This is a genomic window from Microbacterium xanthum, assembly GCF_034531355.1.
Classification (GTDB): Bacteria; Actinomycetota; Actinomycetes; order Actinomycetales; family Microbacteriaceae; genus Microbacterium; species Microbacterium xanthum.
The window spans coordinates 152,987-172,549 of the sequence record NZ_JAWHUE010000004.1; the positions used below are offsets into that span (position 1 = coordinate 152,987).

The following is a 19,563-nucleotide window of genomic DNA, read 5'->3' on the forward strand; positions in this document are numbered from 1 at the left end:
ATCCATGCGTCTCGTCTTCGCCGGCACCCCCGATCCGGCCGTCCCCTCCCTCCGTGCCCTCGCACGTGGCCCGCACGACATCGCCGCGGTCATCACGCGCCCCGACGCGCCCGTCGGGCGACGCCGGGTGTTGACGCCGTCACCGGTCGCCGACGCCGCCGCCGAACTCGGGCTCGACACTCTGAAGGCCGCCAGACTCGACGAAGAGGCCACGGCGGCGATCGCCGCGCTCGAGCCGGACCTCGGCGTGATCGTCGCCTATGGCGGACTCGTCCGTGAACCGCTGCTCAGCACGCCCGAGCACGGGTGGATCAACCTTCACTTCAGCCTGTTGCCGCGGTGGCGCGGAGCTGCTCCTGTTCAGCACGCGCTCATCGCCGGAGACCGCATCACCGGTGCCGCGGTGTTCCGACTCGTGGCCGAGCTCGACGCCGGCGACGTCTACGCCGAACGTGAGGTCGCCGTCGCGGACGACGAGACGGCCGGCGAGCTGCTGGCGCGTCTGGCCGGCGAGGGCGCGCTGCTGCTGACGGAGGTGGTGGACGCGATCGCCGCGGGTACGGCCCTGGCTCGACCGCAGAAGGGCGAGGCGTCGACCGCGCCCAAGCTCACGATCGAGGACGGCCGCATCCGCTGGGACGAGCCGGCGCGCCGTGTGCTGGACCGGATCCTCGGCACGACGCCCGAGCCGGGCGCGCACACGAGTCTGGACGGCGCTCGCCTGAAGGTCCTGCGCGCCGCGATCGTCGAAGACGCCCCGACGCTCGATCCCGGGCAGGTCGCGTGGGTCGGCAAGCGCGTCCTCGTCGGCACGGCAGCCGGGGCGATCCACCTCCTGGAGGTCCAGCCCGCCGGGCGCGGCGCCATGGCGGCGGCCGATTGGTGGCGGGGCCTCCGGCGCGATGACGTGCGGGTGGGGTCATGACCGGGGCGCGCGAGGTCGCGTACGAGACACTGCGTGCCGTCCACGAATCCGACGCCTATTCGAACCTCCTTCTTCCCGCGGCCATCCAGCGCGCCGGCCTGTCCTCCGGCGACGCGGCCCTGGCCACGGAGCTGACGTACGGGACTCTGCGCCGACGCGGCACCTACGACGCCGTGATCGGGATCGCGGCCGACCGCTCGCCGGCGAGCATCGATCCTGCCGTTCTCGACGCCCTTCGATTGGGCGTCCACCAGTTGCTGGCCACACGGGTGGCCTCGCACGCGGCGGTCAACGAGTCTGTCACCCTCGCGCGCCGCGCCGCGGGGAGAGGTGCCGCCGGCTTCACCAATGCCGTCCTACGGCGGGTGTCCCGCGACACGCCCGGCGAGTGGGCCGATCGCATCGCGCAGACGGCGCGCTCGGACGACGAGGCGATCGCGTTGACCACCTCCCATCCGGTGTGGGTCATCCGGGCCTTCCGGCGGGCACTTGCCGCCGAGGGTCGGGGCGATGAGCTGGAGGCGTTGCTGACGGCTGACAACGTCGCACCCCGCGTGACCATGGCAGCCCTTCCCGGCCTGGCCGCACCCGACCCCGCGGCACGACAGACACCGTTCTCTCCGCTCGGTTTCCGGCTCGCCGGTGGGGCCCCCGACGCGGCCGTCGCCGAGTCGCACGGTCGGGTGCGCGTCCAAGACGAAGGCTCGCAGCTGGCCGCGCTCGCGCTCACCCGTGCGACGCCGGTGAGCGCGGGGGAGCGATGGCTCGACCTGTGCGCCGGGCCCGGGGGCAAGACAGCGATCCTTGCGGCGGAAGCACTGGCCCACGGAGCCCGGCTCGACGCCAACGAGGTTTCGCCGACCCGGGCGGGGCTCGTACGCCGATCCATCGCCGGTGTCCCGCTCGCGGTGGAGGTGACCGAACGCGATGGCCGCGATCTCACGGCAGAACGCGCGGGCGCCTACGACCGCATCCTCGTCGACGCCCCCTGCACCGGCCTGGGCGCGCTGCGTCGACGACCCGAAGCGCGGTGGCGGAAGGCCCCCGGGGACGTGCCGGAACTGACCGCGCTGCAGGGCCAGCTTCTGGCGGGCGCGGTCGACGCCCTCGCGCCAGGGGGCCTCGTGGCCTACGTGACCTGCTCTCCTCACCTCGCCGAGACCGCCGGGGTCGTCGCGGAGGTCCGACAGCGCTTCGGAGCGGAGCTGGACGAGGTCGATGCCCGCGAGGTCGTGCGGCGCATCGCCGTCTCGCCCCCGGATCTGGCCGAGCAGAGCGACGGGTCGGGGCGGGCGCAACTGTGGCCGCACCGCCACAACACCGATGCCATGTCGATCACGCTTCTGCGTCGCCGCGGATGACCGGCAGGCGACGAGATAATGGGGGCGTGAGCGATATCCGCATCAATCCCAGCATCCTTGCCGCCGACTTCGTCAACATGCAGGCGGAGCTGACCCGCATCGACTCGGCGGACTTCGTCCACGTCGATGTCATGGACAACCACTTCGTGCCGAATCTCACCTTCGGGCCGCAGATGGTCGAGCGGATCCAGGCGACCAGCCCCGTCCCGCTGGATGTCCACCTGATGATCGACGAGCCCGAGCGATGGGCACCCACGTACGCCGAGATCGGTGCCGCCTCGGTGACCTTCCACCTGGAGGCGGCCGCGGAGCCCGTCACCCTCGCACGCACCCTGCGGAGCATCGGCGCCCGCGCGGGGGTGGCCGTCAAACCGGGGACCGCCGTGGACGGGCTCTTCGATGTGCTCGACGAATTCGATCAGATCCTGGTCATGACGGTCGAGCCGGGCTTCGGAGGCCAATCCTTCATGCCGGAGACCATGCCGAAACTGCGCGCACTCGCCGCGCACGCGCGGTCGGTCGGCTCGGGCGTCTGGCTGCAGGTCGACGGAGGGATCGGCGAGTCGACGATCGCCCAGGCCGCCGATGCCGGGGCGGACACCTTCGTCGCCGGTTCGGCGGTCTTCGGCGCCGACAGGCCGGACGCCGCGATCGCCGCCCTTCGCACGCGTGCGGGACAGGCCCACCGCCACTGACCGATGCCGGTCCCGCGGGCGGGGCGGGGTCGGGCATTCGGTACGCTGGAGACGTGAAGACCTTCGACGACCTGTTCGGCGAGCTTGCGGCCAAGGCTGCGGAACGGCCCGAAGGGTCCGGGACGGTGGCGCAGCTCGACGCCGGTGTCCACGCGATCGGCAAGAAGATCGTCGAGGAGGCCGCCGAGGTGTGGATGGCTGCGGAGTATGAGTCCGTCGAGGCCGCCGCCGAGGAGATCTCCCAACTGCTCTATCACCTGCAGGTGCTCATGCTCGCGAAAGGGCTGACGCTGCAGGACGTCTATCGACATCTCTGAGCGCCGTCCCGCACCCGCCGCCAGAGAAGAAAGTCCAGCCATCATGCTTCGCATCGCCGTGCCCAACAAGGGGTCGCTCGCCGAGACCTCGGCGACCATGCTCGCCGAGGCCGGTTACACCGGTCGCCGGGACTCGAAGGATCTGCACAAGGCGGATCCCGCCAACGGCGTCGAGTTCTTCTACCTGCGGCCGAAAGACATCGCGACCTACGTCGGATCCGGCGCGCTGGATGTCGGCATCACCGGTCGTGACCTGCTGAAGGATGCGCGGATGCCCGGTGCCCGGGAGATCGAGGCGCTCGGCTTCGCCGGATCGACCTTCCGATTCGCCGCGGCCCCAGGCCGCTTCGCGGAACTGTCGGACCTCGAGGGGTGCCGCATCGCGACGTCCTACCCCGGATTGGTCGATTCCTTCCTCGACGCGCACGGCGTGGCGGTGGACCTCGTCCCCCTGGACGGCGCGGTCGAATCCGCCGTCCGCCTGGGTGTCGCCGACGCTGTGGCCGACGTCGTCGAAACGGGCACCACGCTTCGGCAGGCGGGGCTGGAGGTGTTCGGTCCGCCCCTTCTGCAGTCCGAGGCAGTCCTCATCAGCGGCCCCGACGACGCGCCGGGAACCGAGACCCTCCTGCGTCGACTGCGCGGTGTCATGGTCGCTCGACGGTATGTGATGGTCGACTACGATCTGCCGGCCTCGCTGGTCGACCGGGCGGTCGAGATCGCCGGAGGCATCGAGTCGCCCACCATATTGCCGTTGCGCGACCCCGAATGGGTCGCGGTGCGCGTGATGGTCGCCCGGTCGAGTGTGAACCGGGTGATGGACGAACTCTACGAACTCGGTGCCCGCGCGATCCTCGTGACCGCCATCCACAACGCGAGGATCTGACGTGGCCGTCGTCTGCCGCGTGATCCCGTGTCTCGATGTCGCCGCGGGTCGCGTGGTCAAGGGCGTGAACTTCGAGAATCTGCGCGACATGGGGGATCCGGTCGAGCTCGCCCGACTCTATTTCTCGCAAGGCGCCGACGAGTTGACGTTCCTCGATGTCACGGCGACCGTCGATGAGCGTGCCACGACCTACGACGTCGTCCGACGCACAGCCGAACAGGTGTTCATCCCCCTGACCGTCGGGGGAGGAGTGCGAACCCATGAGGACGTCGCTCGGCTGCTCGGCGTCGGCGCGGACAAGGTGGGGGTCAACTCCGCAGCGATCCGTCGCCCGGACCTGATCGACGACATCGCCGACCGCTTCGGCGCACAGGTGCTCGTCCTGTCCCTCGATGTCAAGAGATCGCCGCGCACGGCGTCCGGATTCGTCGTGACGACGCACGGCGGCCGCACCGAGACCGACCGGGATGCGTTGGAATGGGCGCGCGAAGCGATCGAACGCGGGGCCGGCGAGCTCCTGGTCAACTCCATCGACGCGGACGGCACGAAGGAGGGATTCGACGTGGAGCTGGTCTCGCTCATGCGCGAGGTCTCCTCCGTCCCGGTTATCGCCTCCGGCGGCGCCGGCGCGGTGGATCACTTCGCCCCCGCCGTGCATGCGGGCGCGGATGCCGTCCTCGCCGCGTCGGTCTTCCACTCCGGGCAGCTCACGGTCGGCGAGGTCAAGCACGCGATGCGCACAGCCGGCATCGATGTCCGCGACAGTCGACTTTCGACGGGGGCGGACGCATGACCGAGTCGGTCGAGGACCGCATCGCACGGGTCACCTTCAACGCCGATGGGCTCGTGGCGGCCATCGTGCAGCAGTGGGACACCCGAGAGGTGCTCATGCTCGGCTGGATGGACGCCGAGGCTCTCCGCCGCACGCTCACGGAAGGACGTGTGACCTATTGGTCGCGCTCCCGCCGGGAGTACTGGAGGAAGGGCGACACGTCCGGCAACTATCAGGAAGTCAGGGGCATGCGGCTGGACTGCGACGGCGACGCCGTTCTCGTCACCGTCGAGCAGCACGGGCCCGCGTGCCACACCGGCACGCGCACCTGCTTCGACGCCGATGATCTGGACCCGGCGGTCGCCGGATGACGCGACGCCCACGGACGATGGCGGTCCTCATGATCCTCTTGGGTGCCGCCGTCGGAGTGATCTCGTCGACCCAGACGTGGCTCACCGTGACCCTGGCGTCCATCGAGAGCGAGGAGTTGAGTGTCGCCGGGGCGGACGCCCTTCCCCTTCTCGCGCCGCTCAGCCTCGCGGCGCTCGCGCTCGGGGCGGCTCTGACGATCGTCGGCCGCGTGCTCGTCTACGTCTTCGGCGTGATCACCGCCGCCGTGGGAGCCATCCTGGCCGCCGCCTCGGTACGAATCGCCGCGAACGCCCCGGTCGAGTCCGTCGCCTCCACGGTGACCGATGCCACGGGGATCACCGGGCTCGTCGCGGTCGGAGACCTCGTCGCCGACGCGGCACCGACGGTCTGGCCCGGTGTGACGGTCGCAGCCGCCGTTCTGATCACCGCATCGGGCGTGTTCACGCTGGCCACCGCCCACCGGTGGGCCGGCGCGGGGCGCCGCTACCGCAGTGCTTCCGCGAGCGAGGACGCATCCGGCGCCGGGCGGGATCCGTCGCGCCCCCGCGACGCGATCGACTCGTGGGACGACCTGTCCCGGGGCGAAGACCCCACGAACTGAACCGATAGACTTGACCCACCCGCGCAATCGGAGGAGATCCATGAGCAACCCCAACGGCGATCCCGGCCACGGCCACTCACCGGCAGCCTGGACCGCTGTCATCATCATGCTCGTCGGCTTCGCCATCGGCACGACGGCGTTCTTCCTGGACATCCCCTGGATCGTCTGGGCCTCCGCGGCGCTCGTGGTGGTCGGGCTCCTCGTCGGATGGGTCATGGCGCGCGCCGGATACGGCGTGAACGGTCCGAAGTACACCGCGAAAGAGCACTGAACGTGCTCGCCGACCTGACGGCCGGCGCGGTGGCGGACGCGGAGGCGCGGCGGCTCGAGCGGCCGTTCGCCTCGCTCGAGAAGGTCGCCCTCGCCCGACCGTCCGCCGTCGACGCACTGGCGGCTCTGGCCCCCGCAGACCGCGTGAAGATCATCGCCGAGGTCAAGCGCGCCAGTCCCTCCCGTGGCGACCTCGCCGCGATCCCCGACCCCGCCCACCAGGCATCGCTGTACGAGACCGGCGGCGCGTCGGCCATCTCGGTGCTCACCGAGGCGCGCCGCTTCAAGGGGTCGTTGGCGGATCTCGAGGCCGTCCGCGAGGCGGTGCGCGTCCCGGTGCTCCGCAAGGACTTCATCGCCACCGAGTATCAGGTCCTCGAAGCACGTGCCGCCGGCGCTGACCTCGTCCTCCTGATCGTGGCTGCCCTCGAGCAGGACCTTCTGCACCGTCTGCACGATCTGACGGTCCAACTCGGGATGACGCCGCTCGTGGAAACGCACAGTGCCTCGGAGGTCGACCGCGCCGCGGACCTCGGCGCACGGCTGGTCGGCGTGAATGCGCGCGACCTGTCGACCTTCGAGCTGGACAAGGATCTGTTCGGACGCCTCGCACCGCGCCTTCCCGCTGACGTCGTCAAGATCGCCGAGTCGGCCGTCCTGGCGCCGGCTGATGTCGCGCATTACCGCCGCGCCGGCGCCGACGTCGTGCTGGTGGGGGAGGCTCTGGTCACCGGAGATCCGGTCGCGACGCTGACGGCGTTCCTCCAGGCGGACGCGGCGGAATCATCTTCGACCGAGAGGAGCGGCGCATGAGCCTGCGCGACGCATCCGGACCGTTCTTCGGCGACTTCGGCGGACGGTACATGCCCGAGTCCCTCATCGCCGCGATCGACGAGCTCACGGCGGCGTACGAGGCGGCGATGGCGGACGAGTCCTTCCTCGCCGAGTTCCGCCGGCTGCTCCGCTCGTACGCCGGTCGCCCGTCTGTCCTCACCGAGGTTCCGCGGTTCGCCGAGCACGCGGGCGGGGCGCGCGTCTTCCTGAAGCGGGAGGACCTCAACCACACCGGTTCCCACAAGATCAACAATGTCATCGGCCAAGCCCTGCTCACCCAGCGCTTGGGCAAGACCCGTGTCATCGCCGAGACCGGCGCCGGCCAGCACGGGGTGGCCACCGCGACAGCCGCCGCTCTGTTCGGCTTCGACTGCACGATCTACATGGGCGAGGTCGACACCGAGCGGCAGGCGCTGAACGTCGCGCGGATGCGTCTTCTCGGCGCGGAGGTGATTCCGGTCACGACCGGCTCACGCACCTTGAAGGACGCCATCAACGACGCGTACCGCGACTGGGTGGCGTCCGTCGAGACGACCAACTACATCTTCGGCACCGCCGCGGGTCCGCATCCGTTCCCCGCGATGGTGCGCGACTTCCAGAAGGTGATCGGCGAAGAAGCGCGCGCCCAGCTTCTCGAGGAAGCCGGCCGCCTCCCCGACGCCGTGCTCGCGTGCGTCGGCGGCGGATCCAACGCCATCGGCATGTTCGACGCGTTCCTCGACGATGCCGATGTTCGCCTCTACGGCGTCGAAGCCGCCGGAGACGGGGTCGACACGCCCCGACACGCCGCATCGATCGGCCGCGGGCGCCCCGGCGTCCTGCACGGGGCCAAGACCTTCGTGCTTCAAGACGAGGACGGACAGACGACCGAGTCTCATTCGATCTCCGCCGGCCTGGATTACCCAGGCGTCGGTCCGGCGCACGCGTGGCTGGCCGACATCGGCCGAGCGGAGTACATCCCCGCCACCGACGATGAGGCGATGCAGGCACTGCGATTGCTCTCGCAGACCGAGGGGATCATCCCGGCGATCGAATCCGCTCACGCCCTCGCGGGAGCCATCCGCATCGGTCGCGAACTGGGCCCCGACGCCATCCTCGCGGTCAATCTCTCGGGCCGCGGCGACAAGGACATGGACACCGCGGCTCGCTACTTCGAACTGTACGACGCGGGCAACGACGCCGACGCCTCCGCAGCCGCCTCGCCGGCGGAGGCCGCGAAGGGCGAAGGGGAGAAACGGTGACCTCGCGCGTATCCGCCGCGATCGACGCGGCCCGGGAGCAGGGGCGAGGTGCCTTCGTCGGGTACCTACCGCTCGGCTTCCCCGACCTGCAGACCAGTATCGACGCCGCGGTGACGCTGGCCGAGAACGGCGCCGACGTCTTGGAGCTCGGCCCGCCGTACTCCGATCCGGTCATGGACGGCACGGTGATCCAGGAGGCGACGCAGGCTGCACTGGCCGCCGGGTTCCGGTTGCGCGACACCTTCACCGCGATTCGGGAGATCACTCGTCGCGTGGATGTCCCGGTTCTCGTGATGACCTACTGGAATCCGGTCGTGCAGTTCGGGGTCGACCGGTACGCCGATGAGCTGCTCGCCGCCGGCGGTGCCGGGCTGATCACCCCGGACATCACGCCGGACGCAGCCGGGGAGTGGATCGCCGCCAGCCGCCGCACGGGCCTGGATCGTGTGTTCTTGGCCGCACCGACCTCCTCGGACGAGCGCCTGCGCCTGGTCGTCGAGAACTCGACCGGCTTCGTCTACACCGTCTCGACGATGGGGATCACCGGCGAACGGGCCGAGCTCGACGCCGCCGCGCGGGTCCTGGTCGGGCGGCTCCGGGCGCAGGGTGCGGAGCACGCGTGCGTCGGGATCGGGATCTCGACCGCCGAGCAGGTCGAGGGCGTTCTCGACTACGCCGACGGTGCGATCGTCGGAACCGCGCTGGTGCGGGCGCTGCGCGAGGGCGGCCTGGACGGTCTGGCGGCGACGACCCGCGAGCTGACGGCGGGCACCCGCTCCGGCGCTGCCGCGAACTAGACTCTGACCGCGGGCGCCCGAAGCGGCGCCACCCCATTCGAGAAGGACGATCCGCCCACATGATGAACGCCGCCCTCAGCGTGGTCGCCAGCATCCCCAGCCCCACCGTCAGCTACATCGACCTCGGACCGCTGCGCATCCACTTCTACGCGTTGTGCATCATCGCGGGGATCGTCATCGCCGTGCTCATGACCAACCACCGGCTGACCCGACGCGGCGCGGAACCGTGGGTGGTCATCGACATCGCGCTGATCGCGGTGCCTCTGGCCATCATCGCCGCGCGAATTTACCACGTCGCGACACACCCGGGATTCTACTTCGGCGAAGGTGCCGACATCTGGGCGGTGTTCCGCATCTGGGAAGGCGGCATCGCGATCTACGGCGCGCTCATCGGGGGCGCGGTGGGAGCGTGGCTCGGATGCCGGTGGACCGGCATCCGGTTCTGGAGCTTCGCCGACGCTCTCGCTCCCGGCCTTCTGCTCGCGCAGGCGATCGGTCGATTCGGCAACTGGTTCAACCAGGAGCTGTTCGGGCTGCCGACCGACCTGCCCTGGGGTCTGCAGATCGACGCGGACAACTCCGCCTTCCCCGCCGGACTCGCCCCGGACACGCTGTTCCACCCGACCTTCCTCTACGAAGTCCTCTGGAACGGCCTCGGGGTGATCTTCCTGTTGTGGGTCGGGCGACGCTTCGGCCTCCAGTGGGGTCGTCTGTTCGCGCTGTACCTCATCTGGTACAGCGCGGGCCGCATCGTCTGGGAGTCGATCCGCATCGACCCGAGCGAGATCTACCTCGGTCTGCGCACGAATGTCTGGGCGGCGATCGCGGGCGTCGTGCTGGGCGCGGTCATCTTCTTCGTCCAGAAGCGGCGTCACCCCGGGCGTGAGCCCTCCCCGTACGTGCCGGGCCGTGAGTGGACTCCCGAAGGCGCTGTACAATCGGCCGAAGACTTCGTCGACACCAGCGCACCCCCGTCAGCCGGAGTCGACGCCCAAGACGCCACAAGCGCATTCCCCACGAAATAGAGCACACAGCACCGCGTGCACCCCGGGCCGACGTCGTCCCACCCTTGAGTATCAACGTGAGGACGGTAGGTATGGCATCGAGCCCCCGTCACAGCGCCGCTTCGGCAGGCGTGACTTCCACCTTGCCCGGGGGTTTCCCCGAGCGGCAGGGCATGTACAACCCGGCGTTCGAGAAGGATGCCTGCGGCCTCGCGATGGTCGCCACGCTCCGCGGTGAGCCGGGTCACGACATCGTCGACCTCGCGCTGACCGCGCTGCGCAATCTCGAGCACCGCGGCGCGATCGGCTCCGACGCGGGCACGGGCGACGGCGCAGGCATCCTCACCCAGATGCCGGACGCTTTCTTCCGCGACGTCGTCGCCTTCGACCTGCCGGCGAGTGGGGAGTATGCGGCCGGACTTGCCTTCCTCCCGCCGGAGCCGGATGCACGCACCGCGCAGAAGGCGACCATCGAGGCCATCGCCTCGGAAGAAGGACTCGTCGTCCTGGGATGGCGCGAGGTCCCGACCGCCGACGACAACCTCGGCCGCCTCGCCTTCGAGGCACGGCCGGTCTTCGAGCAGCTCTTCGTCGCGGCCCGCCCCGTCGAGGGGTCGGCGCTGTCGGGAATCGCCCTGGACCGTCTCACGTACCGCCTTCGCAAGCGGTCCCGCAGCGAGGCGGGCGCGTACTTCGTGTCGCTCTCTTCGCGCACCATCGGCTACAAGGGCATGGTCACGACCCTGCAGCTGGAGCCGTTCTACCCCGACCTTCAGGACGAGCGCTTCGCCACCGAGCTGGCCGTCGTCCACTCGCGCTACTCCACCAACACCTTCCCGTCGTGGCCGCTGGCTCAGCCGCTGCGCATGATGGCCCACAACGGCGAGATCAACACCGTCAACGGCAACCGGAACTGGATGCGGGCCCGCCAGTCGCAGCTCGAGTCTCAGCTCATCGGCGACATCCGTCCCCTCCTGCCGATCTGCACCGACGGCGCCAGCGACTCGGCCTCTTTCGACGAGGTCCTGGAGCTGCTGACACTCACTGGACGTTCTCTGCCTCACGCCATCCTGATGATGGTTCCGGAGGCCTACGAGAAGCAGTCCGACATGGATCCGGCGTTGCGAGCGTTCTACGACTACCACTCGATCCAGATGGAGCCGTGGGACGGTCCGGCCGCCCTCATCTTCACCGACGGCACCGTCGTCGGTTCCACCCTCGACCGCAACGGGCTGCGCCCCGGACGCTGGACCGAAACGACCGACGGCCTCGTGGTCATCGGCAGCGAGACCGGCGTCCTGGACTTCGAGCCCGAGCGCATCAAGCGCCGCGGCCGGCTGCAGCCAGGTCACATGTTCCTCGTCGACACCGCGCAGGGACGCATCATCGAGGACGAGGAGATCAAGTCCGACCTCGCCTCGATGCACCCGTGGCAGGAGTGGCTGGACGCCGGACGCGTCCGCCTGTCGGATCTCCCCGAGCGCGAGCACATCGTCCACCCGATCGCGTCGATCACGCGGCGTCAGCGCACCTTCGGGTACACCGAAGAAGAAGTGCGGATCCTGCTGACCCCGATGGGTCAGAACGGCGCGGAGCCGCTCGGGGCGATGGGTTCGGACACGCCGGTCGCTGTGCTCAGCGAGCGTCCGCGGCTGTTGTTCGACTACTTCACGCAGCAGTTCGCACAGGTCACCAACCCGCCGCTCGACTCGATTCGCGAAGAGGTGGTGACGTCGCTGTCGCTGGGCTTGGGCCCCGCACGCAACCTGCTGTCGTGGGGTCCCGACCACACGCACACCGTGACGCTCGATTTCCCGGTCATCGACAACGACGAACTGGCGAAGATCCAGCACATCGACACGGCCGTCCCGGGCCGCAGCTCGGTCACCATCCGCGGACTGTACCGGGTGGAGGCCGGGGAGAAGGGCATGCGCAAGCGGCTCGAGCAGATGTGCGCCGAAGCCGACCGCGCCATCGAGGACGGCGCGGAGTACATCGTGCTCAGCGACCGCGACTCGAACAAGGACCTCGCGCCGATCCCCTCGCTGTTGATGCTCGCCGCGGTCCACCATCACCTGATCCGCAAAGAGACCCGCATGAAGGTGGGGCTGGTCGTCGAGGCCGGCGACGTCCGCGAGGTCCATCACGTCGCAACACTCATCGGCTACGGCGCGTCGGCGGTCAATCCCTATCTGGCGATGGAGACGGTCGAGTACCTGGTGCGCGCCGGCTACATCACCGGCATCACGCCGTCCAAGGCCGTCGCGAATCTCATCAAGGCCCTCGGCAAGGGTGTGCTGAAGATCATGTCCAAGATGGGCATCTCGACCGTCTCCTCCTATGCCGGCGCGCAGGTCTTCGAAGCGGTCGGGCTCTCGCAGGAGTTCGTCGACAAGTACTTCACCGGCACCGAGACGAAGCTCGGCGGCGTGGGCCTGGACGTCATCGCGTCGGAGAACGCGTCGCGGCACGACTACGCCTATCCCGAGGACGGCGCGGTCCGCGCCCACGAGCGCCTGTGGACGGGCGGCGAATACCAGTGGCGCCGCGACGGATCCCCGCACCTGTTCAACCCCGACACGGTGTTCCGTCTGCAGCACGCCACGCGCACCGGTCGCTACGACATCTTCCGCGAGTACACCAAGCTCGTGGACGATCAGGCGGCGGAGCTCAAGACCCTGCGCGGCATGTTCCGCCTGCGCACCGACGAGCGCACGCCCGTGCCGATCGACGAGGTCGAGCCGGTCTCGGCGATCGTCAAGCGGTTCCAGACCGGTGCGATGAGCTACGGCTCGATCTCCAAGGAAGCGCACGAAACGCTTGCGATCGCGATGAACCGGATCGGCGGCAAGTCGAACACCGGCGAGGGCGGCGAGGACGTCGACCGGCTGATGGACCCGGAGCGGCGCAGCTCGATCAAGCAGGTCGCCTCCGGCCGGTTCGGGGTGACGAGCCTGTACCTCACCGAGTCGGATGACATCCAGATCAAGCTGGCACAGGGGGCCAAGCCCGGCGAGGGAGGCCAGCTGCCGCCCACCAAGGTGTACCCCTGGGTCGCTCGCACCCGTCACGCCACGGCGGGCGTGGGACTCATCTCGCCGCCGCCGCACCATGACATCTACTCGATCGAAGACCTCAAGCAGCTCATCTTCGACCTGAAACGAGCGAACCCGCGCGCCCGAATCCACGTCAAGCTGGTCAGCCAGTCGGGCATCGGCGCGGTCGCGGCCGGCACGGCGAAGGCCCTCGCGGACGTGATCCTGGTCTCCGGGCACGACGGCGGAACCGGTGCGAGCCCGATGAACTCGCTCAAGCATGCCGGCACGCCGTGGGAGCTGGGGCTCGCCGAGACCCAGCAGACCCTCATGCTGAACAACATGCGCGATCGTGTCGTGGTACAGGTGGACGGTCAGATCAAGACCGGGCGCGATGTCATCATCGGTGCGCTGCTCGGTGCCGAGGAGTTCGGCTTCGCCACGGCGCCGTTGGTCGTCTCGGGCTGCATCATGATGCGCGTGTGCCACCTCGACACCTGCCCGGTAGGTGTGGCCACGCAGAACCCGGTCCTGCGCTCGCGCTTCACCGGGAAGCCGGAGTTCGTCGTGAACTTCATGGAGTTCATCGCCCAGGAGGTGCGCGAGTACCTCGCCGAGCTGGGGTTCCGCACCCTCGATGAGGCGATCGGCCGCAACGAGCTCCTCGACGTCGACGGGGCGGTCCGGCACTGGAAGGCCAGCGGGATGGATCTCGCGCCCGTTCTGGAGGGCCCGGCCTTCGCCGACGACCTCGCCCGCCGCCAGATCCGGACGCAGGATCACGAACTCGACGAGCACTTCGACGTGCAGTTGATCGAGCGCGCCCGTGACGTCATCGACGGTGGGGGAGAGGTCACGATCGACCTCCCGGTGCGCAACACCGCCCGCGCGGTCGGAACACTGCTCGGGCATCACGTGACGGTGTCCAACGGCGAGAACGGCCTGACGAACGGATCGATCCAGGTGAACCTCACCGGGTCGGCCGGACAGTCCTTCGGCGCCTTCCTGCCCGCGGGGATCACGCTGCGCCTGGAGGGCGATTCCAACGACTACGTGGGCAAGGGCATCTCCGGTGGCAAGGTCGTCGTGCGGCCGCCGCGCGGCGCCACCTTCGACGCGTCGAAGAACGTCATCGCCGGCAACGTGATCGGCTACGGCGCCACGCGAGGATCACTGTTCCTGAGCGGGGTGGTCGGCGAACGCTTCCTGGTGCGCAACTCCGGCGCGTCCGCCGTCGTCGAAGGTGTGGGCGACCACGCTCTCGAGTACATGACCGGCGGCCTCGCGGTCATTCTCGGAAAGACCGGCCGCAACCTCGGCGCCGGGATGTCCGGCGGAACGGCGTACGTGTACCGACTCGACGAGGCGCAGGTGAACCGCGAGGCGCTGGCCGGCGGCGAACTCCAGCTCGGAGCGCTCGGGTCCGGGGACGCCGAGATCCTGCGCGACCTGCTCGAGCAGCACGTCGCCGAGACCGGGTCCGCCTTGGCGCAGTCGATGCTCGATGATTTCGAAACCGAACTCTCCCACTTCGTCCGGGTGCTGCCACGCGACTACGCCGCGGTGCTGCAGACCCGACAGGACGCCGTCGACGAAGGGCTGGACCCCGACGGCGACATCGTGTGGAGCCGCATTCTGGAGGTGACAGGTGGCTGACCCCAAGGGATTCCTCAAGACGACCGAGCGCGAGCTGCCCGCACGTCGCCCGGTCCCGGTGCGCATCCTCGACTGGAAGGAAGTGTACGAACCCGGCGATTCGGCCGTGCTGCGCCGGCAGGCGGGCCGTTGCATGGATTGCGGCGTGCCGTTCTGCCACAAGGGGTGTCCGCTGGGAAACCTCATTCCCGAGTGGAACGACCTCACGTGGCGCGGCGAAGGTCGCGCGGCCATCGAACGACTCCACGCCACGAACAACTTCCCGGAGTTCACCGGGCGCCTGTGCCCGGCACCCTGCGAGAGCTCGTGCGTACTCGGCATCAACCAGCCGGCGGTCACGATCAAGCAGGTCGAGGTCTCGATCATCGACGAGGCCGTCTCGAACGGGTGGGTCGAGCCGGAGCCTCCCGAGCGCCTCACGGGCAAGACCGTCGCCGTGGTCGGATCGGGTCCGGCCGGCCTGGCCGCCGCACAGCAACTGACCCGTGCCGGCCACACGGTCGCGGTCTACGAGCGCGATGACCGCATCGGCGGACTGCTGCGCTACGGCATCCCCGACTTCAAGATGGAGAAGCGCCACATCGAGATGCGCCTGCGACAGATGCAGGACGAGGGAACGCGATTCCGCGCCGGCGTGGAGATCGGAACCGACATCACGTGGGATGATCTGCGTGCGCGCTACGATGCCGTCCTCGTGGCCACCGGAGCCACCGTCCCGCGCGACCTGGCCATTCCCGGGCGCGATCTGGCGGGCGTTCACTACGCGATGGAATACCTGGTCGAGTCGAACAAGGCCGTCGCCGGTGACGCGGTGCCCAACCAGATCACCGCGGAAGGCAAGCACGTCGTCGTCATCGGCGGTGGCGACACCGGCGCGGACTGCATCGGCACCGCACACCGCCAGGGAGCTCTCAGCGTCACCAACCTCGCCATCGGCAAGCAGCCCCCGGGCGAGCGACCGGACACGCAGCCCTGGCCGATGACGCCGACCCTCTTCGAGGTCGCCAGCGCCCACGAAGAGGGCGGCGAACGCGCCTACCTCGCCTCGACGGTGGAGTTCTTGTCGAACGACGTCGGCGAGGTACGTGCACTGCTGGTCGCGGAGACAGAGTTCGTGGACGGCAAGCGCGTGCCGAAGAAGGGCACCGAGCGAGAGATCCCGGCCGACCTCGTCCTCATCGCGATGGGGTTCACCGGACCCGAGCAGGATGCTCTCGACGCACAGCTCGGGACCGGCTTCACGTCGCGTGGCAACGTCGAGCGCGCCGCGGACTACCAGACCGACACGCCCGGAGTGTTCGTGGCCGGCGATGCCGGTCGCGGGCAGTCGTTGATCGTGTGGGCGATCGCCGAGGGCCGCGCTGCGGCGTCGGCGATCGACGAACACCTCATGGGTGTCACATCGCTTCCGGCACCGGTCGCCCCGACCGATGTCGCGATCGGACTGCAGCCTGCGTAGTCTGGTCACGGCCATCAGGCCGACCTCACCCCCAGCACCCGGAGAAGACATCGGATGAGACGTGCCAAGATCGTCGCCACGCTGGGTCCCGCCACATCGACGTATGAGATGGTCCGCGCGATCATCGACGCCGGTGTGGACGTGGCCCGCCTGAACCTCAGCCACGGCGACTACTCGGTCCACGACAACAACTTCGCCAACGTACGCAAGGCCGCCGACGACGCGAACCGCGCCGTCGCCGTCCTCGTCGATCTTCAGGGCCCGAAGATCCGCCTCGGCCGCTTCGCCGACGGATCCCACGAGCTCGCCGAAGGCGACATCTTCAAGATCACCGTCGAAGACATCCCCGGTACCAAGGAGATCGTCTCGACGACGTTCAAGGGCCTCCCGCAGGACGTCAAGGCCGGCGACTTCCTCCTCATCGACGACGGCAAGGTGCGCGTGAAGGTCCTCGAGACCGACGGCACGACCGTCACGACCGAGGTCGTCGTCGGCGGCCCGGTTTCGAACAACAAGGGGATCAACCTCCCCGGAGTGGCCGTCAACGTCCCCGCCCTGTCGGAGAAGGACGAGGACGACCTGCGGTGGGCGCTGCGCACCGGGGCCGACCTCATCGCCCTTTCCTTCGTCCGCTCCGCCAAGGACGTGCGTCGTGTTCACGTCATCATGTCGGAGGAGGGCCGCCACATTCCGGTCATCGCGAAGATCGAGAAGCCGCAGGCGGTGGACAACCTCGAGGAGATCATCGACGCGTTCGACGGGATCATGGTCGCCCGCGGTGATCTCGGCGTCGAGCTGCCGCTGGAAGCGGTGCCGATCGTCCAGAAGCGTGCGGTCGAGCTGTGCCGTCGGATGGCGAAGCCCGTCATCGTCGCGACGCAGATGCTCGAATCGATGATCAGCAGCCCGGTCCCGACACGAGCAGAGACCAGCGACGTCGCCAACGCCGTCCTGGACGGCGCCGACGCGGTCATGCTCTCGGGTGAGACCAGCGTCGGCGATTACCCGGTCGTGGTGGTCGAGACGATGGCTCGCATCGTGGATTCGACAGAAGTGCACGGACTCGAGCGCATCGCACCGTTGCGCTCCAAGCCGCGCACGCAGGGCGGAGCGATCACCCTGGCCGCGCTCGAGGTCGCCGCCTTCGTCGAGGCGAAGTACCTCTGCACCTTCACCGAGTCCGGCGATACCGCGCGGCGTCTCTCACGTCTGCGTCCCGGCATCCCCATGCTCGCCTTCACTCCCGACCCCGCCATCCGCCGCCGGATGGCCGTCACGTGGGGGATCCAGTCGAGTCTGGTCGAGCACGTTCCGCACACCGACCGCATGTTCATCCAGGTGGACGACTACCTGTTGACCAACGACCTGGCCAAGGTCGGTGACAAGGTCGTCGTGATCTCCGGATCGCCTCCCGGCATCACCGGTTCGACCAACGACATCCGCATCCACAAGGTGGGAGACGCGGTGCACGGCGCCGCGCCCATCTACCAGTCGCGCGAGTAGTCATTCCCGGAAACGGAACGGTCGCGCTATTGTGGGCGCGACCGTTCCGTCGTTGTGAGGAGATCATCGTGATGTGGGACATCTTCCTGTTCATGCTGATGGCGTTCTACGTCGTCGCATACATCTTCGTCGTGATCCTCGTGATCGTGGACCTCTTCCGCGACGAGCAGTTGGCCGGAGGGTGGAAAGCCCTCTGGATCGTGTTCCTGGTCTTCGTGCCGATGCTCACAGCGCTGGTGTACGTCATCGCACGAGGTCGTGGGATGGCCGCCCGCGCGGCGCGCCGCACGCATCCCGGAGCCCCCGAAGCGGACGATTACCGTCCCTCGGCATCTGCCGACCCGTCGGGCGACATCGCCAATGCCAAGGAGCTCCTCGACGCGGGCGTGATCACGCGGGGCGAGTTCGACGCGCTCAAGAGCAAGGCGCTCGGCAACCAGTACTTCGGATAGCGGCGGCGCCCACGCGTCGGCGGCCCGCGTCTCCGTGACAGGCTTGGGGCGTGCAACTTCTTCGTGGAGGGTGGCCCTCCGGCAAAGTCCATGCCCGCAATCTCGAGCACGCACACGCCCTCGACACGGACGGTTTCGTCTTCCGAGGCTCGAAGCCCGGTGACGCCGCATCGGTGACCGCCCTCGTGCGCGCGCATCTGACCGGCGTCCCCGACTTCGCGTACGCGCGGTCGGATGGCGCCGTGGTCGTCGAAGCGCCCGGGGGCGGCGTGGTGGGCGTCGCGGTCGTCCGCGCGTCGCTGTCGCCGGAGCAGAACGTCGTGGTGCAGGTGCGCGCTCTCGTCACCGCACCCCCGCATCGAAACCGTGGTGTGGCTTCCCTGGCGCTCGGGGTGATCCCGCAGGTTCTCGGCCCCGATCTGGTGCCGCAGGTGATCTTCGGCAATGCATCCAGCGCTCACGCGGCGTTCTTCCAACGCAACGGCTTCGACGTGCTGCAGCCGGGGGAGAAGCTCGACCTCGGCGCACACACCGCGGCGCTCGTGCCGGACACCCCGTTCGACACATGGTTCGTTCGGTCGTCCTGACGTCGGTGCGACCGGGATGGAGACGAGCGCGACGTCGATGAGCGTCCTGTGCCGGTGGTGGGAGTCGAACCCACACGCCCTTTCGGGCAACCGAGTTTGAGTCGGTCGCGTCTGCCATTCCGCCACACCGGCCAGTACCGACAAGACGATACCGTAGGATTCAAGGGTGACAGAGCAAGATCAGTCCGCGCCTGCGGCCAGCGCCCCCCGTCGAGTCGTCGTCGCCGAGGATGAGTCGCTCATCCGCCTCGACATCGTGGAGATCCTGCGCGACAACGGATTCGACGTCGTCGGAGAGGCCGGTGACGGCGAGACCGCCGTGCAGCTGGCGACGGAACTTCGCCCCGACCTCGTCGTGATGGACGTCAAGATGCCGCAGCTCGACGGCATCTCGGCCGCCGAGAAGCTGAGCAAGAACAACATCGCCCCGGTGGTGCTGTTGACCGCGTTCAGCCAGAAGGAGCTCGTGGAGCGCGCCAGCGAGGCCGGTGCGCTGGCCTACGTCGTCAAGCCGTTCACCCCCAACGATCTTCTGCCGGCCATCGAGATCGCCCTCGCTCGCCACGAGCAGATCATCACGCTCGAAGCCGAGGTGGCCGACATGGTCGAACGCTTCGAGACCCGCAAGCTCGTGGACCGCGCCAAGGGTCTTCTCAACGAGAAGATGGGCCTGTCCGAGCCCGACGCGTTCCGGTGGATCCAGAAGGCTTCCATGGATCGCCGCCTCACCATGCAGGATGTCGCGAAGGCCATCATCGAGCAGCTCGCCCCCAAGAAGGGCTGACTCCTCCGAACC

19 protein-coding genes and 1 tRNA gene are annotated in these 19,563 nt (G+C 68.9%); 19 read left to right on the forward strand and 1 reads right to left on the reverse strand.

What is annotated here, in order from left to right:
- Nucleotides 1–4: 4 nt before the first annotated feature.
- The 18 genes from fmt to RZO50_RS13125 all read left to right on the forward strand — a co-directional run bounded on the left by fmt (nucleotide 5) and on the right by RZO50_RS13125 (nucleotide 18,767).
- Complete coding sequence (fmt, locus tag RZO50_RS13040; RefSeq protein ID WP_322600164.1) at nucleotides 5–925, forward strand: methionyl-tRNA formyltransferase; 921 nt, start codon at nucleotides 5–7, stop codon at nucleotides 923–925.
- A complete protein-coding gene (locus tag RZO50_RS13045; protein WP_322600165.1) occupies nucleotides 922–2,286 on the forward strand; it encodes an RsmB/NOP family class I SAM-dependent RNA methyltransferase in 1,365 nt (454 codons plus the stop codon). The genes fmt and RZO50_RS13045 overlap by 4 nt, the downstream gene beginning before the upstream one ends.
- Nucleotides 2,283–2,981 carry a ribulose-phosphate 3-epimerase gene (rpe, locus tag RZO50_RS13050; protein ID WP_322600166.1) on the forward strand — a complete coding sequence of 233 codons (699 nt, stop codon included), beginning with the start codon at nucleotides 2,283–2,285 and terminating at the stop codon, nucleotides 2,979–2,981. Before RZO50_RS13045 ends, rpe begins: the two co-directional genes overlap by 4 nt.
- A gap of 53 nt (nucleotides 2,982–3,034) precedes the next feature.
- Entirely contained in the window at nucleotides 3,035–3,298 is a 264-nt protein-coding gene (locus tag RZO50_RS13055) for a phosphoribosyl-ATP diphosphatase (protein ID WP_322600167.1), read from the forward strand.
- A gap of 43 nt (nucleotides 3,299–3,341) precedes the next feature.
- On the forward strand, nucleotides 3,342–4,184 hold the full coding sequence (gene hisG / locus RZO50_RS13060; RefSeq protein ID WP_322600168.1) for an ATP phosphoribosyltransferase: 843 nt from the start codon (nucleotides 3,342–3,344) through the stop codon (nucleotides 4,182–4,184).
- Nucleotide 4,185: 1 nt separating this feature from the next.
- Nucleotides 4,186–4,977, forward strand: coding sequence for an imidazole glycerol phosphate synthase subunit HisF (gene hisF / locus RZO50_RS13065; RefSeq protein ID WP_322600169.1), 792 nt, complete (start codon nucleotides 4,186–4,188; stop codon nucleotides 4,975–4,977).
- Nucleotides 4,974–5,327: a phosphoribosyl-AMP cyclohydrolase gene (gene hisI / locus RZO50_RS13070; protein ID WP_322600170.1), complete on the forward strand. Its 354-nt coding sequence runs from the start codon at nucleotides 4,974–4,976 to the stop codon at nucleotides 5,325–5,327. Before hisF ends, hisI begins: the two co-directional genes overlap by 4 nt.
- Nucleotides 5,324–5,929 carry a Trp biosynthesis-associated membrane protein gene (locus RZO50_RS13075; RefSeq protein ID WP_322600171.1) on the forward strand — a complete coding sequence of 202 codons (606 nt, stop codon included), beginning with the start codon at nucleotides 5,324–5,326 and terminating at the stop codon, nucleotides 5,927–5,929. The genes hisI and RZO50_RS13075 overlap by 4 nt, the downstream gene beginning before the upstream one ends.
- A 40-nt stretch (nucleotides 5,930–5,969) precedes the next feature.
- Complete coding sequence (locus RZO50_RS13080) at nucleotides 5,970–6,200, forward strand: DUF6704 family protein (RefSeq protein WP_322600172.1); 231 nt, start codon at nucleotides 5,970–5,972, stop codon at nucleotides 6,198–6,200.
- A 2-nt stretch (nucleotides 6,201–6,202) separates the two neighbouring features.
- Nucleotides 6,203–7,012 carry an indole-3-glycerol phosphate synthase TrpC gene (gene trpC / locus RZO50_RS13085; RefSeq protein ID WP_322600173.1) on the forward strand — a complete coding sequence of 270 codons (810 nt, stop codon included), beginning with the start codon at nucleotides 6,203–6,205 and terminating at the stop codon, nucleotides 7,010–7,012.
- The gene (gene trpB / locus RZO50_RS13090) at nucleotides 7,009–8,274 is read left to right on the forward strand and encodes a tryptophan synthase subunit beta (protein WP_322600174.1); all 1,266 of its coding nucleotides are present in this window, start codon (nucleotides 7,009–7,011) and stop codon (nucleotides 8,272–8,274) included. The genes trpC and trpB overlap by 4 nt, the downstream gene beginning before the upstream one ends.
- A complete protein-coding gene (gene trpA, locus RZO50_RS13095) occupies nucleotides 8,271–9,071 on the forward strand; it encodes a tryptophan synthase subunit alpha (protein ID WP_322600175.1) in 801 nt (266 codons plus the stop codon). The genes trpB and trpA overlap by 4 nt, the downstream gene beginning before the upstream one ends.
- A gap of 59 nt (nucleotides 9,072–9,130) precedes the next feature.
- Nucleotides 9,131–10,096 (forward strand): prolipoprotein diacylglyceryl transferase, encoded by a 966-nt coding sequence (lgt, locus tag RZO50_RS13100; protein ID WP_322600176.1) that lies wholly within the window; start codon nucleotides 9,131–9,133, stop codon nucleotides 10,094–10,096.
- A 71-nt stretch (nucleotides 10,097–10,167) separates the two neighbouring features.
- A complete protein-coding gene (gene gltB, locus RZO50_RS13105; RefSeq protein ID WP_416211605.1) occupies nucleotides 10,168–14,766 on the forward strand; it encodes a glutamate synthase large subunit in 4,599 nt (1,532 codons plus the stop codon).
- Nucleotides 14,759–16,225 (forward strand): glutamate synthase subunit beta, encoded by a 1,467-nt coding sequence (locus RZO50_RS13110; protein WP_322600177.1) that lies wholly within the window; start codon nucleotides 14,759–14,761, stop codon nucleotides 16,223–16,225. Before gltB ends, RZO50_RS13110 begins: the two co-directional genes overlap by 8 nt.
- 54 nt (nucleotides 16,226–16,279) lie before the next feature.
- Complete coding sequence (gene pyk / locus RZO50_RS13115; RefSeq protein ID WP_322600178.1) at nucleotides 16,280–17,728, forward strand: pyruvate kinase; 1,449 nt, start codon at nucleotides 16,280–16,282, stop codon at nucleotides 17,726–17,728.
- A 71-nt stretch (nucleotides 17,729–17,799) separates the two neighbouring features.
- The gene (locus tag RZO50_RS13120; protein WP_322600445.1) at nucleotides 17,800–18,180 is read left to right on the forward strand and encodes an SHOCT domain-containing protein; all 381 of its coding nucleotides are present in this window, start codon (nucleotides 17,800–17,802) and stop codon (nucleotides 18,178–18,180) included.
- 50 nt (nucleotides 18,181–18,230) lie between these two features.
- Nucleotides 18,231–18,767, forward strand: coding sequence for a hypothetical protein (locus RZO50_RS13125; RefSeq protein ID WP_322600179.1), 537 nt, complete (start codon nucleotides 18,231–18,233; stop codon nucleotides 18,765–18,767).
- A 49-nt stretch (nucleotides 18,768–18,816) separates the two neighbouring features.
- On the opposite strand, the gene RZO50_RS13130 is transcribed toward RZO50_RS13125, so the two are convergent.
- A tRNA-Leu gene (locus tag RZO50_RS13130) sits at nucleotides 18,817–18,899 on the reverse strand.
- Between the two features lie 34 nt (nucleotides 18,900–18,933).
- Here RZO50_RS13130 and RZO50_RS13135 point away from each other — a divergent pair.
- Nucleotides 18,934–19,551 (forward strand): ANTAR domain-containing response regulator, encoded by a 618-nt coding sequence (locus RZO50_RS13135; RefSeq protein WP_322600180.1) that lies wholly within the window; start codon nucleotides 18,934–18,936, stop codon nucleotides 19,549–19,551.
- Nucleotides 19,552–19,563: the final 12 nt, after the last annotated feature.